Annotated in this window: 9 protein-coding genes; all 9 read right to left on the minus strand. The window is 63.6% G+C overall.

The window, feature by feature from the left end:
- Window positions 1-179 precede the first annotated feature (179 nt).
- Complete coding sequence (locus tag ACNFIC_RS19915; protein WP_416781694.1) at window positions 180-353, minus strand: hypothetical protein; 174 nt, start codon at window positions 351-353, stop codon at window positions 180-182.
- A 43-nt stretch (window positions 354-396) separates the two neighbouring features.
- On the minus strand, window positions 397-6,231 hold the full coding sequence (gene mnxG / locus ACNFIC_RS19920) for a manganese-oxidizing multicopper oxidase MnxG (RefSeq protein WP_416781695.1): 5,835 nt from the start codon (window positions 6,229-6,231) through the stop codon (window positions 397-399).
- A 170-nt stretch (window positions 6,232-6,401) separates the two neighbouring features.
- Entirely contained in the window at window positions 6,402-7,895 is a 1,494-nt protein-coding gene (locus ACNFIC_RS19925) for an efflux transporter outer membrane subunit (protein WP_138217984.1), read from the minus strand.
- Window positions 7,892-11,002 (minus strand): efflux RND transporter permease subunit, encoded by a 3,111-nt coding sequence (locus ACNFIC_RS19930; RefSeq protein WP_416781697.1) that lies wholly within the window; start codon window positions 11,000-11,002, stop codon window positions 7,892-7,894. The genes ACNFIC_RS19925 and ACNFIC_RS19930 overlap by 4 nt, the downstream gene beginning before the upstream one ends.
- Window positions 10,999-11,121, minus strand: coding sequence for a hypothetical protein (locus ACNFIC_RS19935; RefSeq protein ID WP_276610502.1), 123 nt, complete (start codon window positions 11,119-11,121; stop codon window positions 10,999-11,001). The genes ACNFIC_RS19930 and ACNFIC_RS19935 overlap by 4 nt, the downstream gene beginning before the upstream one ends.
- A complete protein-coding gene (locus ACNFIC_RS19940; protein ID WP_416781698.1) occupies window positions 11,118-14,213 on the minus strand; it encodes an MdtB/MuxB family multidrug efflux RND transporter permease subunit in 3,096 nt (1,031 codons plus the stop codon). Before ACNFIC_RS19940 ends, ACNFIC_RS19935 begins: the two co-directional genes overlap by 4 nt.
- Window positions 14,210-15,502, minus strand: coding sequence for an MdtA/MuxA family multidrug efflux RND transporter periplasmic adaptor subunit (locus ACNFIC_RS19945; protein ID WP_138217987.1), 1,293 nt, complete (start codon window positions 15,500-15,502; stop codon window positions 14,210-14,212). Before ACNFIC_RS19945 ends, ACNFIC_RS19940 begins: the two co-directional genes overlap by 4 nt.
- A 213-nt stretch (window positions 15,503-15,715) precedes the next feature.
- A complete protein-coding gene (gene tpx / locus ACNFIC_RS19950; protein ID WP_416781699.1) occupies window positions 15,716-16,216 on the minus strand; it encodes a thiol peroxidase in 501 nt (166 codons plus the stop codon).
- 167 nt (window positions 16,217-16,383) lie between these two features.
- Window positions 16,384-17,664, minus strand: a complete 1,281-nt coding sequence (locus ACNFIC_RS19955; protein WP_138217989.1) for a serine/threonine transporter — start codon at window positions 17,662-17,664, stop codon at window positions 16,384-16,386.
- Between the last annotated feature and the right edge of the window lie 44 nt (window positions 17,665-17,708).

The following is a 17,708-nucleotide window of genomic DNA, read 5'->3' on the forward strand; positions in this document are numbered from 1 at the left end:
AGGGCCCAAGGTGCGCAGCACCCTTCGGCGCAGCCGAAGGCGCGAGATGTAGACTTGCGCAGCAAGTCGGAGGCCGCGCGGGCCCGCAAGTCACCGTAGCGAGGGAACCCCTGCGCGCAGCGCAGGGGCCGAATGAATGGAGCGAGGATTTTTTGGTGACTTTTTGATTCTTCAAAAAGTTACCCGCCGTCAGGGCGGAAAGGTGACTCAAAGTCAACATCAATAATGAATGCAAATACAACTCCCAGCACAATCAAACCAATCAAACCAATCAAACCAATCAAACCAATCAAACCAATCAAACCAATCAAACCAATCAAACCAATCAAACCAATATGACACCAGAAAAACAAGCCCACTCCCGTAACCCCACAAGAGCAGGCCCGCCCTACCCCGTCACTGCGCCGGCGCCACCGCCGGAGGCGCCTCCTGAGTCACCCGCAACAACCCCCACAACCCAGACGTATTCCCATAAGCCGCATAGTCCCGGAACAGATAATCCCCAGGCACCCCATTCACCCCCCCAGCACTAGGCAGCATGAAACTGAAGTGCGCCGCCGGCAACACGCTCTCCTGGGCCCCGATGTAAATCGACATCGGGTTATAGCCAAAGCGCACCGAGCCAATCCCCGGCAGCCCCATGGGATACCCATTCACATCGCTTTTCTCAGCCTGATAGCTGTGCAGCGGCCACAAATGCCCATCGAGCTGGTACGTGATCCCCCGACTACCACCGCTTGGCATCAGCACATGATTACGCACCGGCTGACCAGGCTTGGCCCACAACACCGGCGTCTGCGGATCCCCACCGACCAACGCATTGCTATAAGCCATATGCGCGTTAGGCACATCGGCGAACCCGGCTCCATCGGCATGCCCGAACGGCGCATCCGGCGCCCGACCAAAACGCAGCCAGAGCGGCTCGGTCTTGTAGTTCATCGCCATGTTGCCATTGTCCTTCGGATCCCCCGGCACACCGTTGCCCTCGGTCGCGATGCCCTCCACCGGACGACCGTCGGCCCAGCGCATGTTCAGCGCGCGCTGCCATACCGTGACGAAGTCGCGGTAATCCGCTTGTCCACTGACCTTCACCGTCGCCTGGGCGCGGCTGGCGGTGTCCTCGGTCCAGGTGGCCGTCTGCGGCAACACACTCATCCCCCCCACCAAGCCCTTCTGCGGCTGCTTGATGACATCCGCCGGGGTCAGATTCAGGCCGCCAAACTCAATCGCCGTAGCCTCGATGTTGTCCACCGTACGGCCCAGTTGCAGCACCGGCTTACCCTCACGCTCCAGGTGCCCCGCGTAATACTGGTAGGTACGGGTCGGCCAGGCACCGCTGCTGCCCACCCGTGGCGCCACGGTCTGCAGCGGGTTGAGGCCAACGTTCACGCCATCGGACTTGGTGATGTCGTAGGCCAGCAACTGCGCGTGCAGACCCACGTGGCTGGAGGGGCGCATCAGGTTGTTGTTGAACGCCGTGGAACCCTCGCCAGCGTTGCGATCACGCTTGACCACGTTCTGCATCACTGCCGTGCTGGGCAGGTCGGGCATCACCGAGGGCAAGCGGTTTTCCAGGGTTATGCTGATGCAGTCGCCAGCATTCGCGCGTAGCACCAGCGGCTCCACAGGCACCCCGGCCTTGAGCTTGCCGGTGCTGGTATCCAGGTCGGCCTTGCGCACGTACAGCACGGCGGTTGGATCATGCAGCGGCGAACTGTGCCCACCGACGGTGAAGGTGATGCCATCCTCCGCGTCGGTCACCGTGGCTAACGGGATCGTCACCTTGCGGCTGTTGAACACCAGCGTGCCGCCGTTGGCCTTGAGCGCTGCGCCGACATGCTGGCCGATGCTGGCCGGATCGGTCAGGCTCACGCCCTGGCTGTTGATCAGGATGTCGTTGGCCAGCGCGGCGACGATCTCGTAACTGCGCTTGACCGTCGGCCGGCTGCCAATGCCATTGGGGTTGGCCGTGGTTTTCGGGCAAATGCCATCGAAGTTCACGGTGTTGCGCATGGCCACCGGCTGCGGATTGTTCGACAGCGGGAACAGGTCGGCACGCTGGGTGGTGTAGTTGCGCATGATGCCCCAGATACCGTTCCAGTACCCCTCCAGCGCGGCATCCAACGAGTACAGGTAATCACCGGTGGTGGCCGCGGAGCTGGAGATCATCGACACCGGCGCCATGAACCCAAGCTGCTCGGAGATCCCCACCATCTGCGAGGCTTTCCACCCCGAGTTGGAGCTGTTACCGAAGCCCGAACCATTCTGCAGCCATTTCACCCCATGCAAGGTGACGTTGTGTTCCTCTTCATGGCCGCCAGCGTGCATACGCAGGCGCACGTTGTCGCCCGAGTAGGTACGCAGCAACGGCGTGAACGGGTCGCCCGGCTCGGTGCCTTGGTTGATGTGCGGCGGGAAGCGCGTGGTCCCCCCCGTGGGGCCTACCGCCTGGGTGATCGCCGAGGGCGCCAGGTTCATCGCTGCAATGACGCGGTCGGTGCGCGTCTGCAAGGCATAGGCCAGATCTCCGCCGAGCCCATCGGCCTGCATGCCGCGCTTGCCATCCGGGGCCACCTTGTTCGGGTCGAACACCCGCAGCGCCAGCGGCTCGTTACGGTAGTTGACAACGAACATGCCAGGATCGTCCACTGAAATGGCCTGCGGGCACGGCCGTGTCGGGCAGCCAGGGTTGAGCCCGCCACGCGACTCGACCACCGATTCGAGCAACGTCGAAGCTTTCTGACGCACTGGCGGGTTGATCGCGTAGCGGAAGCTGTCGGCGGTGGCCGGATAGGCCTGGGCATTGGGTACGCCGTCCGGGCCTGCCCCCACGTAGACGCCAGCCTCATAGGCATGCTGGAAATCACTGTATTCGAGGAAGAACTCGCGATAGCTGTCGTTCCTGCCATCGCCATCGTGGTCGCCGGTCTGGATCACCGCCTGCCACGAGGTCGGGCCACCGTCCTGGCGGGTGGCCGGGTTGTAGAGTTTTTCGCCTGTCTCGGCGTGGAACCAGGTAGAACCGGCAGGCTCGGCCAGCACGGTGGCATAGAGGCCCAGTTGCTGGTGAGTCGACGGCCCGAGGTGGTCATGGGTGAAGATGGTGCCCAGCCCACGGTCGACGTTATGCACGTTGACCAACGGGTCAGCGAACCAGCGCTGCATGGCTGTACGCGCGCCAAGCCAGTCGGCTCGGCCAAAGCGCCCAAAGTATGGGTGCTGGCGAGCTTTCGGGCAGGCTGCGGTGCCATCGCGTGTATCGGCCTCGCTGCATTGGTTGAACGCCCGGATCGCCTGGATGCGCTCGACCACGCTGCCGGGCGAGAGAATGCCGTCCTCGTAGTTCCAACCGTTGGCCGAGCCATCGGCGGCGGTCAGGTCCCATTTGGGCAGGTGAATGTGCTGACCGATCACGTCGGTGGGCGTGCGCACTTGGTAGTCGTCCATCTCGTAGAACGACGGGATCAGGTTGGTATGCACGTACTGGGTGCAGTCGAAGGTGTTCATGCGCATCACCAGCGGCTCGGGCGGGCGCTGCTTGGTGATCACCGGCCAGGCGTCCTCCCACAACGCCAAGATGCGCGCCTGCGGGAAGTGATAGCCAACCTTGTTGTAGACCGCATCGAACTGGATATTGGCCCCCTTGTAGATGCGCGGACGGTCGGCGGTGAAGGTCGAAGCGCCGCGAAAATTGAGCCCGGTGAGGCTCTCGCCGCTGAAGAACTCACCAACCCCGGAGGTCTGGGTCAGGCGCTTGCCACGGTCGTCCATGCACGGCTCGTAGTACGGCGCGCCCGCTGTGGGCAGCGCGCCGTTGGTACGGAACGCCTTGGCCACCGGGCTGCTGCCGGGCATCTGGGCAAAGCTTGGATGCTCGGCTTTGGCATGGAACTGCATGGCGGCCTGTTCGACTTCGGTGCCCTCTTCTGGCAGGTAGATAGGCTTGGCCTTGTGCACCAGCTTGGAGAAGTCCAGCTTGGTAGTGGTGGTCACCGCCTCACCCCCGGCCGATACGCCGTCCAAGGCGTGGCGCCCCAGGCCACCATCCCAGCCATCGACCTGATTGGGGTCGAGGTTGGCCCACAGCGCCTTGCCACTGTCCTTGAGTTGCCGCGCCAAGGCCGGGTCGAGCATGTCCAACGGCGGCGTTGGCGGGCGTTGGCCGACACTGCTTTCCATGCCGCCGATCCAGAATGGATAGCCGGGGTTCTTCAGCGAACCGTCGGCATTGCGGTTGCTCTCGCTGCGGTCGACCAAGGCCAGGGAGCCCACGGCAACCGGTGCGGCGACCGGCTCAGCGCCCTCCTGCGGCGCGTCCTCGTGCGGCTCAGGCACGCGAGTACCGAGCTTGGGCACCACGCTGACCTTGCCCGGCATCGGCGCCATGGCCTTGCCAGGCAGTGGCACGATGGCAGGAATGGGCGTACCAGCGATGATCTCGCCGTCAGGCAGGGCGCGCGCGCCAGGGGCCGGCTTGCCGCTGCGCAAGGCAAATGGTGTTGTGTGGAAGCCATCCTCGCCTTCGCCACTGACCGCCAGCCGGGTGCCCGGCTCGAACACGTCATGCACCCGCCACATGGCCCACATGCCCTGGGCGAAATGCGGATAGAAGTGGCAGTGATAGATCGCATCCCCGGCCACCCGATTGCGGTTGCCCGAACCGCCGTTGGCGATCTCATAGGTGTAGCCAACCCCCGGCCCGATGCCTTGGGCGTCTATGTAATCGGAGTTATCGTCGTTCGGATTGAACAGCCATTGGTGCCCGTGCAGGTGGAAGATGTGCTGTTCATGGCCGTTGTGGGTGTTACGGAACTTGGTGAAGTCGCCAATGTAGCTGTGGTGCACGTTGGCAGGCTCGGATGGGTACAGCGCCATGCTGGCCTTGACCCCGGTGGCACTGGCCGGCGGGACTTCACCGGGGCGGATGTGCTCGAGCCCGACGTTGGCCGGCACGTCCACCAACGTGCCGATATCGCCCACGGTATGGGCACTGAGGAAGAATTCCTCGTACGCGCAAGACAAACAGTCGTGCATCGGCCCCACGCCCAGGCGATTGGCTACCACCTCGGCGCCCATCCCGCCTGAGCCGTAGTTGATCATGAACGAATCCCGCGCAGGCTCCAGCACATGGCCCATCACCGGGTCTGCCCAATAGCCGGGGAAGGCCTGGGTACCGGCCACCTCATCGGCGAACTGCGAGGCGAAATCGCGAAACGCCTCAAGCCGATTGGGCAGCGCCGGGTTGCGCTTGCCGACGCTCTCCAACGGGTAGGTGCTGGCGGGAAAACTGCCGTCAGGGTTAGGGCCCATGACGATGGCGTCAGTCTCGCTGTTGAGGATCTCGTTGCCATCGATCATGGCGATCACCGGTTTACCGGCCTTGCCCTCGCTGAGCCAGGGTTCGCGCTGCGGATAACGCGCTTCGTAGTCGATCACCGGTTGGCCGGTGGCGGTGCGGCCGGTGGTGGCCAGGCGCATCTCCTCCTCGGCCAGGGTATTGCGGTAGCTGCGCGCGCCTCTGGGTAGCACCACCACTTGGCCGAACAGGCCGTTGGCGACATTGCCGGCGTTGCCCTCCCCGCCAAACGTCGCGCCCTGGCTGGTGACGGCGAAGGCGCCTTCTCGCTCGGCGTATAGGGTGTAGCTACGGCTCGCGCCCGGGGCTACCAGGAAATTGCCGTTACGTCCGGTATTGGCGGCAATGTCGGCGATGCTGTTGACTGCCTGCAAGCCATTGACCTGGAAACCGACGTGCCGATCGGTAACCTGCTCGTCAGCGACGGACGCCCGCAGGTTCTCGGTTTCGGGCAGTTCGCCTGCATCCTCTGTCTCGTCCTCGGGGGCTTCAGGCTCGATGCCATGCTTGTTGGGGTTGGCCTGGTACGCCAGCAGATTGGTCAATTGCACCGTGAGGCAGTCACCGGCGGCTACGCGCAGCACGATCGGGCGTGGACGCTTGTCCGCACGCAGGGTGACTTTACCTGGCACCGCCGCGCCACCCCGGCTGAGTGGCACCTGATGTTCGTCGACCACGTCCTGACGCAAGGCGTAGAGCATGCCGTTGGCATTCTGGGCGCCGAGGCGGTTGAACATCAGCGGCTGGTCGAGGGCCACCACCTGGGCCGTCAGGGTGCGTTGGCACTGAACAGCGGCTTGGCCCTCGGCATGCCAGCCGAGCAAGGCGAGGATCAGGGTGGACACGGCCGGGCCTTTGCGCAGAATCGTCGTCATCGGGCACCTCCAGGGCGCTTGGGACTCTGCGAAGGGCTACAGCAAGCGTTGTGCCAGCTAAAAAATTCTTTTTTTTCAATAAGATGCTGACACCAAAAACGCAAACCGGGGAAGATTCCCCGGTTTTTTCCCCTGTATCGGGGGCAAGCTGCCAGGCTTTGCTGATCTCGTCAGTCGGCCTGTGCCTGATCGAACGCCGCTTGAGCTTCCCAGCCCCCGCCAAGCGCGGCAATCAACTGCACACTGGCGATCAGGCGGCCTTGCAACAGGTTGAGCACGCTACGCTCGTTGCTCAGTGCGGTGGTCTGCACGTTGACGACATCCAGATACCCGATCAGCCCAGCCTTGTACTGGTTTTCGGTCAGGCGCAGCGACTCGCGGGCAGCGTCCAGTGCTTGCTGGCGTACCCCCGCCTCGTCTTCATACACCTTCAACTGCACCAGATAATTCTCCACCTCCTTGAACCCATCTAGTACGGTCTGGCGGTACTGGGCCACGGTCTGGTCGTAGGCGGCCACGCTGCGATCGACCTCGGCACTGCGCTTGCCGGCATCGAACAAGGTCAGCGCCAGTTGCGGCCCTACCGACCAGTAACGGTTGGGCAACTCGATCCAGTTGTTGAAGCTGCTGCTGGAATAGCCGCCGCTCATGCTCAGCGACAGGTCCGGGAAGTACGCGGCGCGCGCCACGCCGATATTGGCGTTGGCTGCCATCACGTTACGCTCGGCTGCCGCGATATCGGGGCGACGCTCGAGCAACTGCGACGGCAGGCTCACCGGGATCTGCGGCAGAGCTGGAATGCTGTTGGTGGCCGCCAGGGCGAAATCGGCCGGCACCTTGCCCATCAGCACGGCGATGGCGTTCTCGTACTGGGCGCGCTGCCAGGCCAGGTCGATCAAATCGGCCTGGGTACTCTTGAGTTGGGTGCGCGCCTGGGCCACCGCGTCAGGGCCGGAAACACCGGCCCGGTACTGGTTCTCGGTCATTTTCAGCGAGCGCTCGTACGCTGCCAGCGTGGCTTCGAGCAAGCGCTTCTGCTCATCGATCACTCGCAGTTGCAGGTAGTTCTGCACCAGTTCCGATTGCTGGCTCAGGCGCATCGCCGCCAAGTCCGCCAGGCTCGCCTCGGCACTGGCTTGGTTGGCATTGCGGGTTTCACGCAGCTTACCCCACAGATCGATTTCCCAGCTCACGCCCAGCTGGGCATTGTAGGTGTCGCGGATGCCACTGCTGTTGTTCGACAAGCTGGAGCTGGAACTGCCGGTGCCCTGGGCCGAACGATTCTTGCTGCCGGTCAGGTCCAGCGACGGAAACAGCGAGGCGCGGCTGCTGCGTACCAAGGCCTGGGCTTGTCGGTACTGGGCTTCGGACTGCGCAACCGACTGGTTGCTGCGGTTGAGTTCCTCGACCAGCGCATTGAGCTGCGCATCGCCGTACAGCTCCCACCAAGCCCCCCGGGCAATGGCATCGGAGGGATTGGCCTGGGTCCAGCCTTCGGCCTGTTTGAACTGCGCCGGGGTGCTCAGCGCAGGGCGCTGGTAATCCGGGCTGAGGGTACAGGCGCTGAGCATCGCCACGCATAAGCCGGCACTGAGCAGGCGCGAACCACGCCCGTGGGTCAGTCGCTTGAGGGTGCGGTGGATGCGGGTCTGGGCAAAGTTCATAGCGGGGTATCCAGGGCAGCGTCGGTGCGCACGCCGCGCCAACGGTTGAAACGGTGGCGCAGGCGGTCGAGGTACAGGTAGACCACAGGCGTTGTGTACAGCGTCAGGACCTGGCTGAAAACCAGGCCGCCGATGATGGTCAGACCCAACGGTTGACGCATCTCGGCGCCCTCGGCCTGGCTCAGCAACAGTGGCAGTGCGCCGAGCATGGCGGCCAGGGTGGTCATCAGGATCGGCCGCAGACGCAGCAGGCAGGCGCGGCGGATCGACTCCTCCGGCGCCAGGCCTTCCTGACGCTCCAGTTGCAGGGCCAGGTCGATCATCAGGATCGCGTTCTTCTTCACCACGCCGATCAACAGGAACAGCCCCAGCAACGAGATCAGGCTGAACTCGCCACCGGTCAGGTACAGCGCCAGCAAGGCACCGACGCCTGCCGAAGGCAGCGTGGAGAGGATGGTCAGCGGGTGGATGTAACTTTCGTAGAGAATGCCCAGCACCAAGTACACCAGCACCAAGGCGCCGAGAATCATCAACGGCTGGCCTTGGGTGGTCTTGCTGAAGGCATCGGCAGTGCCGCCAAGCTTGGCGATCACCGACTCGGGCAGGCCGAGCTTGGCCACCGTGCGCTCAAGCGCGGCCATGGCCTGATCGGGGCTGTAGCCTTCGGCGACGTCGAAGGCGATGTCTTCGGAGGCAAACTGTCCTTCGTGGCTGACGCGGTCGTTGGCCAGGCTGTTCTCGTAGCGGGCAAAGCTCGCCAACGGCACCCGGGCGCCGTCGGCGGTGATCACCTGCACCTGCTCCAGGGTCGTCGGGTCCCAGGCGTACTTGGGGTTGATCTCCAGCACCACTTGGTACTGGTTGAGGCTGTCATAGATGGTCGAGATCTGCCGCTGGCTGTAGGCGTTGTTCAGTACCGTGGTGACCATGTCCATGTCGATGCCCAGGCGCTTGGCCTGATCGCGGTCGACCACCAGGGTGACCTGTTGCGTACCGGCGCCGTCGCGAGCATCGATGGCCGTCAGCTCAGGCAGTTTGCGTAGCGCTGCGACGACCTTCGGGAACCACTCGCGCAGCGCGGTCAGGTCGCCGCTCTGCAAGGTGTACAGGTACTGAGAGGTGGTCTGGTCACGGCCGCCGCCACCCAGTTGCAGGTCTTGATCGGCCATCAGGAACAGCCGCGCGCCGGGCACCTTGGGCAGTTCCTTACGCAGCCGCTCGATGACTTTCTGCGCGCTGTCCTTGCGCTCGCTGATCGGTTTGAGGCGTACCAGCACAAAGGCGTTGTTGGTGCCACTGTTGCCGCCGATGAAGCCTGCCACGCTCTGCACCGCCGGGTCCTTGAGCAAGGCACGTCGATAGGTCTCCATTTTCGGCTGCATGACGGTGAACGAAAGGCCATCGTCACCCCGCACGAAACCCTGCAACTGGCCGGAGTCCTGTTGTGGCATCAGGGTCTTGGGGACCACCACGTACAGGGCAACGTTGAGCACGATGGTGGCCAGCAGGCTGAACAAGGTCAGGCGCTTGTGCCGCAGGGCCCAGCCCAGGCTTTTGTCGTAGCCGGCGACCATGCGCTGGTGAACCTGATCGCTCCAGCGTTGCAGGCGGGTCTGCGGTCGCGGCCCGTGCACCCTGAGCCAACGCGAGCAGAGCATGGGGGTGAGCGTGAGCGAAACCACCAGCGAGACGATGATCGCCGCCGCCAGGGTGATCGAGAACTCCATGAACAGCCCGCGTACGATACCGCCCATGAACAGGATCGAGACGAACACCGCCACCAGCGAGACGTTCATCGACAGCAAGGTGAAACCGACTTCCTTGGCGCCTTTGTAGGCGGCGCGCATCGGCGGCTCACCGTTCTCGATATGCCGCGAGATGTTTTCCAACACCACGATGGCGTCATCCACCACCAACCCGGTGGCGAGGATCAGCGCCATCAGCGACAGGTTGTTGAGCGAAAAACCGCACAGGTACATCACCGCGAAGGTGCCCACAAGCGACACCGGCACGGCCAGGCTTGGAATCAGCGAGGCGCGCAAGTTGCCCAGGAACAGGTAGACCACCAGGATCACCAGCACCACGGCGATCAGCAAAGTGTGCTCGGCCTCCTTGAGCGTAGCCTTGATCACCGGCGAGCGGTCCATGGCGATGTCCAGCTTGACGCTGGCCGGCAGCAGCGATTGCAACGCCGGGAGCTGCGCCTTGATCTGCTCGACGGTCTGGATGATGTTCGCGCCGGACTGGCGGTTGACCACCAGCAGCACGGCTGCATCATTGTTGAAGAAGCCACTGTTGTAGCGGTTCTCGACACCGTCGCTGACCTTGGCCACATCGGACAGGCGCAAGATCGCGCCATCCTGTTGTCGGATCACCAGCGGCTTGTAGTCGTCGGCCTTTTCCAGTTGGTCGTTGGCACGCACCTGCCAGCTGCGCTCGTGGTTCTCGACAAAGCCCATGGGCCGGCGCTGGTTGGCGTTCGCCACCGCGGTGCGCACGTCATCGAGCGCCAGGCCGTACTGGTTGAGCAACTGTGGCTCCAGTTCGATGCGCACCGCCGGCAACGAACTGCCACCGATCTGCACTTCACCGACCCCGCTGACCTGCGCCAGGCTCTGCGAAAGGATGGTGTCGGCCAGGTCGTACAGCTGGCCTTTGGCGAGCACGTCCGAGGTCAGCGACAGCACCATGATCGGCGCCTGCGAAGGGTTGATCTTCTTGTAGGTGGGCATGCTGCGCATGCCGCTGGGCAGCAGGTTACGCGAAGCGTTGATCGCCGCCTGCACTTCGCGGGCGGCGCCATCGATATCGCGGCCCAGCTCAAAGCCGATGACCACCCGGGTCGAGCCCTGGTTGGAGCTGCTGGTCAGGGTCGTAACCCCGGCAATACTGCCCAGCTTGCGCTCCAGCGGCGTCGCCACGGTAGATGCCATCACCTCGGGGCTGGCACCGGCCAAGTTGGCGCTGACCACGATTACCGGGAAATCCATCTGCGGCAACGGTGCGACCGGCAGCAGATTGAAGCTCACCCCGCCCAGCAACATGATCGCCAGGCTCAGCAGCATGGTGGCCACGGGGCGGCGAATAAAGGGTGCGGAGAGGTTCATATCCAGCTCCAGGCTTCACGCTTCAAGCGGCAAGAAAAATCACGTGCGCCAGGCAGGATCGGACTCGCTCCGATCTGCTTGAAGCTTGCCGCTTGGAGCTTGTAGCTCGCGTCGCTCATACCGACTCCTCAGCCAGACGCGAATTGCCCCAGCGACGCGCCAGGCGGTCGAAGTACAGGTAGATCACCGGCGTGGTGAACAGCGTCAGCACCTGACTCACCAGCAGGCCACCGACCATCACCAAGCCCAATGGCTGGCGCAGCTCGGCGCCAGAGCCGGTGGCGAGCATCAGCGGCACGGCGCCAAACAGTGCGGCCAGGGTGGTCATCAGGATCGGCCGGAAACGCAGCAGCGCCGCCTGGTAGATCGCCTCCCGCGGGCTCATGCCTTGGTGGCGCTCGGCCTCCAGGGCGAAGTCGATCATCATGATGGCGTTCTTCTTGACGATGCCGATCAACAGGATGATGCCGATGATCGCGATCATGCCCAGGTCGTTGCCACTGAGCAGCAACGCCAGCAACGCCCCCACTGCCGCCGAAGGCAGTGTGGACAGGATGGTAACGGGATGGACATAGCTCTCGTAGAGCACGCCCAGCACGATATACATGGTTACCACGGCGGCCAGGATCAGCAGCAAGGTGCTCGACAGCGAAGCCTGAAACGCCTCGGCAGCCCCCTGGAAACGGGTCTGCACGCCAATCGGCAGGCCAATCTCCTGCTGCACCTGCTCGATCACCTTGACCGCTTCGCCCAGCGAGGCCCCGTGAGCGAGGTTGAACGACAGGGTCACCGCCGGGAATTGCCCCAGGTGCGAGATGGCCAACTGCGCCTGGCGCTGCTCGACGCGCGCCAGGGCCGACAGGCGCACCTGGCTGCCCTCGGCGGTCTTGACATGGATCGACTCCAGCGCCTGTGGGCCGAGGCTTGCGGCGGTCTGCGCCTGCAACACCACGCGGTACTGGCTGGCCTGGGTATAGATCGTGGAGATCTGCCGTTGGCCGAAGGCGTCGTACAGCGCGTTGGTGATCTGCGACACGCTGACGCCCAAGCGGCTGGCCAGGTCGCGGTCGATCACCAGATAGACTTGCAGGCCTTTGTCCTGCAGGTCGCTGGCCACATCCTGAAGTTCTGGACGTTGCTGCAAGGCCTGCACCAGCTTGCCGCTCCATTCGGCGAGCATATCGGCGTCCGGCGAGCTGAGGCTGAACTGGTACTGGGTACGGCTGACGCGGTCCTCGATGCTCAGGTCCTGCACCGGCTGCATGAACAGGCGAATACCGACCAGTTTGTCGAGCTGCGGTTGCAGGCGGGCGATGACTTGGGCAGCCGTGACGTCGCGCTCGCCGTGGGGCTTGAGGTTGATCAGCAGGCGGCCGCTGTTGAGGGTGGCGTTGTCACCGTCCACGCCAATGTACGAGGACAGGCTCTGCACCGCAGGATCGTTCAGGATGACCTCGGCCAGTGACTGTTGCCGCTGGCTCATGGCCGCGAACGAGGTGGCCTGGGGGGCCTCGGAAATACCCTGGATCACCCCGGTGTCCTGGACCGGGAAGAAGCCCTTGGGCACGATCATGTACAGCACCACGGTGAGAGCCAGGGTTGCCACCGCGACCAGCAGGGTCAGTGGCTGGCGCTTGAGCACCCAGGTCAGGGCGCTGGCGTAGTGCTTGATCAGCCAGTCGATCCAGGCGCCGCTGGCGCGGTAGAAGCGCCCCTGCTCTTCCTCCTTGGGTTCGCGCTTGAGCAGGCGTGCGCACATCATTGGCGTCAGGGTGAGCGAAACCACCAGCGAAATCAGGATGGCCACCGCCAGGGTGATGGCGAACTCGCGGAACAGCCGCCCGACCACATCGGCCATGAACAGCAGCGGGATCAACACCGCGATCAGCGAGAAGGTCAGCGACACCAGGGTGAAGCCGATCTGCCGGGCCCCTTTGAGCGCGGCCTGTAGCGGGGTCTGGCCCTCCTCGATATGACGGGAGATGTTCTCCAGCATGACGATCGCGTCATCCACCACGAAACCGGTGGCGATGGTCAAGGCCATCAGGGTGAGGTTGTTGATCGAGAACCCGGCCAGGTACATCACCCCAAAGGTGCCAATCAACGACAGCGGCACGGCGATAGACGGGATAATCGTGGCACTGACCCGGCGCAGGAACAGGAAGGTCACCATTACCACCAGGGCGATGGCGAACAGCAGTTCGTGCTGCACGTCGCGCACAGCGGCGCGAATGGTCTGGGTGCGGTCGGTCAGCACGCTGACATCCAGGCCGGCCGGTAAGTTGTCGGTGACCGACGGCAGCATCTGCTTGATGCGGTCAACCACCTCGATGACGTTGGCCCCAGGCTGGCGCTGGATGTTCAACAGCACCGCCTGGTTCCGGTTGGCCCAGGCGGCCAGGCGCTCGTTCTCGGCGCCATCGACGATCTCGGCGACATCCTTCAGGCGCAGCGGCGCGCCGTTGTTGTACTTGAGAATGAGGTTGGCGTACTCGTCGGGTGAACGAAGCTGGTCGTTGGCATCGAGCATCGACACCCGCGTCGGGCCGTCGAAGTTACCCTTGGGCTGGTTGACGTTGGAGGCACCGATCAGGGTCCGCACGTCATCGAGGTTGAGGCCATTGGCAGCCAGGGCATCGACGTTGACCTTGATGCGCACCGCCTGGCGCTGGCCACCGGCGATGCTGACCATGCCCACGCCGCTGATCTGCGCGATCTTCTGCGCTATGCGGGTATCGACGAGGTCGTTGAGCTTGGGCAGCGGCAGGGTCTTGGACGAGATGGCCAGCGTCAGCACCGGGGTATCTGCCGGGTTGACCTTGTTGTACACCGGCGGCGCCGGCAGGTCGCTAGGCAGCAGGTTGCTGGCAGCGTTGATCGCAGCCTGCACCTGTTGTTCGGCGACATCCATGTTCATGTCGAGGCTAAAGCGCAGGGTCAGCACCGAGGCGCCACCGGAGCTGGTCGAGGCCATCTGCTCAAGGCCCGGCATCTGGCCGAACTGGCGCTCCAACGGAGCGGTGACCGCGCTGGTCATGACTTGCGGGCTGGCGCCAGGGTACAGGGTCATGACCCGGATGGTCGGGTAATCGACCTGCGGCAAGGCCGAGACCGGGAGCATTTTGTAGGCGATCAAGCCGGCCAGGACAATGGCCAGCATGCTCAGCGTGGTGGCGACCGGGCGGAGGATGAACAGGCGCGAGAGGTTCATGCGCCCGCCTTGCTGCCCGATTCATTCATGTCGGCAGCACCCTTGGCGTCCTGGCCCTGCAGGTGTTGCCCAGGCGTACTGGGGACCTGCGAGCTGTCCTCGACCACCTCGACCTTGGTGCCCTCGCGCAGGCGGTCGGTGCCTTCGAGCACCAGCCGATCGCCAGCGCTCAGGCCTTCGACGATCACGCTGTTCTGACCATCGCTGGCGCCCACCTTGAGTTTGCGAATCGTGACCGTGTTCTGTGGGGTGACCACGTACGCGAAGGTCCCGTCGTTGCCGAACTGGATCGCCGCAGCAGGGGCCAGCACTACCTGCTTGAGGGTGTCGGCGAGCAGGCGCACGTTGACGAACTGGTTGGGGAACAAGGCATGGTCCTTGTTCTGGAACGTGCCCTTGAACTTCAAGGTGCCAGTGGTGGTGTCGATCTGGTTGTCCAGGCTGCCCAGCACGCCGCTGGCCTGCAACTTGCGATCACCGCGATCCCAGGCCTCGACCGGCAGTCGGGCACCGCTGCGGTAACGCTCGAGCACGGTGTCGAGTTCGGTTTCCGGGAGGGTGAAAGCCACGCTGATCGGTTCGGTCTGGGTGATGATCACCAAGGCGGTGGTGTCGTTAGCCGCCACCAGATTGCCCAGGTCAAGCTGACGCAGGCCCAAACGGCCACTGATCGGCGCGCGGATCTCGGTGAAATCGAGGTTCAGGCGCGCATCGTTGACCGCAGCCTGATTGGTCTTGACCAGGCCCTGGAACTGCGCCACCTGCGCCTCGGCAGTGTCGAGGGTTTGCTTGGCGATGCTGTCCTCGGCGTACAGGCCTTTGTAGCGGGCCAGATCGACCTGGGCGTTCTTGAGCTGCGCCTGGTTCTGCGCCAGGGTGCCTTCGGCCTGTTGCAAGGCGATGCGATAGGGACGAGGGTCGATTTGCGCGAGCAAATCGCCGGCCTTGACCTGTTGACCCTCCTGGAAGTGGATCTTCACCAGCTCCCCCGCCACGCGGCTGCGCACGTTGACCGTGTTGGTCGCGGTCACCGTGCCCAGCGCCTTGTAGTACAGCGGGAAGTCCCCCACCTTGACGGGCTCGACGCGCACCGGCACAGCCTCGGTAGAGCCGCCGAAGCCGGGACGCCCTCCCATGCCCATCCCCATGCCGCGCCCTGGGCGGGCGCCGGTCGCCTCCTTGTGGGCCGGCGTTGCAGGCCACAGCCACCAGGCCAGTACGGCCACCAGCAGCAGGATCAGCAGGCCGAACAGCCAGCGAGAGGAGGTACGGGACTTGGGTACTTGCATGGGTCGAACGAACCTTGTTCAGAGAAGAAGACGGGCTGGAAGAGAGTGAACGATAAGCACTGGCACTGGTTTAGCAAAGCGGCTTTACCGGTGTTTTACCTTCGCCTGACGTTCATGAAGGGCTGGATCTTAAATGAAAACGGCCTGGAACAGGTTCCAGGCCGTTTCAACAAATGACAGCGATGCCCGCCGCCACGTACTGCCTGTGCCGTGTTACTTCAGCACAGCCAGGGCCGCCTCGTAGTTCGGCTCGTCAGCGATTTCAGCGACCAGCTCGCTGTGCAGCACCTTGTCGTTTTCGTCCAGCACGACCACCGCGCGGGCAGCCAGGCCAGCCAGCGGGCCGTCAGCGATGGCGACGCCGTAGTTTTCGAGGAACTCGGCGCCACGCAGGGTCGACAGGTTCTTCACATTCTCCAGGCCTTCAGCGCCGCAGAAGCGCGCCTGGGCGAACGGCAGGTCAGCCGAAATGCACAGCACCACGGTGTTGGCCACGTCATTGGCCTGGGTGTTGAACTTGCGCACGGAGGTGGCGCAGGTCGGGGTGTCAACGCTTGGGAAGATGTTCAGCACCTTGCGCTTGCCAGCGAAGTCCTTCAGCGAGGTGTCGGCCAGGTTGCCGGCGACCAGCGAGAAGGCAGGCGCCTGGGCACCGATCTGTGGCAGGTTGCCTTGGACCTGTACCGGGTTGCCTTTGAGAGTCACTTGAGCCATGGCGGAATCCTTATGCGGGGTGGGAAAAGGATCCAGAGTTAAGCATGAAGGCGCGCAGGTGCCTATAAGCAAAGCAGAAATTGTTGTATTGCCGGACAAATTCTGTGGACAAAAAAATGTCCGGGTGGCGACAGCCGACCCGGACATTGCCTACCGCCTGCGCTGAATCAGCTCAGCAGGCCGTATACCACCGAGGTCAGGGCCACCAGGCCAACGACCACGACGAACAGGTTCGACAGCGCGCCACTGTACTTGCGCATCGACGGCACGCGGCGGATCGCGTACATCGGCATCAGGAACAGCAGCACCGCAATGATCGGCCCGCCGAGCGATTCGATCATGCCCAGGATGCTCGGATTGAGCGTGGCAACGATCCAGCACACCACCAGCATCAAGGCCGCGACTACGCGGTCCAAAGCCTTGGTGCCAGGACGCATGCCGGTTTTGAGGATCATGCCCTTGAGGCCTTCGCTGGCACCGATGTAGTGGCCCAGGAACGACTTGGCAATCGCGATGAAGGCAATCAGCGGGGCAGCAAAGGCAATCGTCGGCTGCTCGAAGTGGTTGGCCAGGTACGACAGGATCGACAGGTTCTGCGCCTTGGCTTCGGCCAACTGGCCGCTGCTCAGGGTCAGCACGCAGCTGAACACGAAGAACAGCACCATCACCACCATCAACAGGTGCGCGCGGCGCAGGATCTGCCCACTGCGCTCATCGGCGTGCTCGCCGTAACGGCGCTTCTGGTCGACAGCGAAGGCCGAGATGATCGGCGAGTGGTTGAACGAGAACACCATCACCGGAATCGCCAACCACACGGTATGCAGGAACGCCGACCCGGAAGGCACCTGGTTTGCGGTGTCGAGGATTCCCCCGGTCCAATGCGGCACCAGGTACAGGGCCAGCAGCGCCAGGGCGACGATGAACGGGTACACCAACAGGCTCATGACCTTGACCGTAGCCTGCTCGCCGCAGCGCACGATGGCCAGCAGGCCGAGGATCAGCAGGAACGACAGCACCGCCCGTGGAGGCGGGGCGATGTGCAACTGATGCTCCATGAAGCTGCCCACGGTGTTGGTCAGCGCCACGCTATAGATCAGCAGGATCGGGAAAATGGCGAAGAAGTACAACACGGTAATCAGCGCACCGGCCCGGATGCCGAAGTGTTCTTCCACCACCTCGGTGATGTCGCCGCCGCTGCGCCCGGAAAGCACGAAACGGGTCAGCCCGCGGTGAGCGAAATAGGTCATCGGGAAGGCCAGCGCGGCCAGGATCAGCAAGGGCCAGAAACCGCCAAGGCCAGCGTTGATCGGCAGGAACAAGGTTCCGGCGCCGATAGCTGTGCCGAACAGGCCCAGCATCCAGGTGGTGTCGTGACGCGACCAACTGCCCAAGGTGGCGGGGGTCGATTCTACAAAGCGTTGTTCTACGCTTGGGGCCTGCTCATTCATTCCGGGTGACGCTCCACTCGCAAGACTGCAACAGGCTGAGAATG

It is taken from the genome of Pseudomonas sp. NY15463 (assembly GCF_048068415.1).
Classification (GTDB): domain Bacteria; phylum Pseudomonadota; class Gammaproteobacteria; order Pseudomonadales; family Pseudomonadaceae; genus Aquipseudomonas; species Aquipseudomonas mosselii_C.

What these genes read in the sequence shown, in the direction of transcription:
- mnxG (WP_416781695.1), bottom strand. Translation starts at nt 6,231, where the DNA reads ATGACGACGATTCTGCGCAAAGGCCCGGCCGTGTCCACCCTGATCCTC.
- ACNFIC_RS19925 (WP_138217984.1), bottom strand. Translation starts at nt 7,895, where the DNA reads ATGAACTTTGCCCAGACCCGCATCCACCGCACCCTCAAGCGACTGACC.
- ACNFIC_RS19930 (WP_416781697.1), bottom strand. Translation starts at nt 11,002, where the DNA reads ATGAACCTCTCCGCACCCTTTATTCGCCGCCCCGTGGCCACCATGCTG.
- ACNFIC_RS19935 (WP_276610502.1), bottom strand. Translation starts at nt 11,121, where the DNA reads ATGAGCGACGCGAGCTACAAGCTCCAAGCGGCAAGCTTCAAGCAGATC.
- ACNFIC_RS19940 (WP_416781698.1), bottom strand. Translation starts at nt 14,213, where the DNA reads ATGAACCTCTCGCGCCTGTTCATCCTCCGCCCGGTCGCCACCACGCTG.
- ACNFIC_RS19945 (WP_138217987.1), bottom strand. Translation starts at nt 15,502, where the DNA reads ATGCAAGTACCCAAGTCCCGTACCTCCTCTCGCTGGCTGTTCGGCCTG.
- tpx (WP_416781699.1), bottom strand. Translation starts at nt 16,216, where the DNA reads ATGGCTCAAGTGACTCTCAAAGGCAACCCGGTACAGGTCCAAGGCAAC.
- ACNFIC_RS19955 (WP_138217989.1), bottom strand. Translation starts at nt 17,664, where the DNA reads ATGAATGAGCAGGCCCCAAGCGTAGAACAACGCTTTGTAGAATCGACC.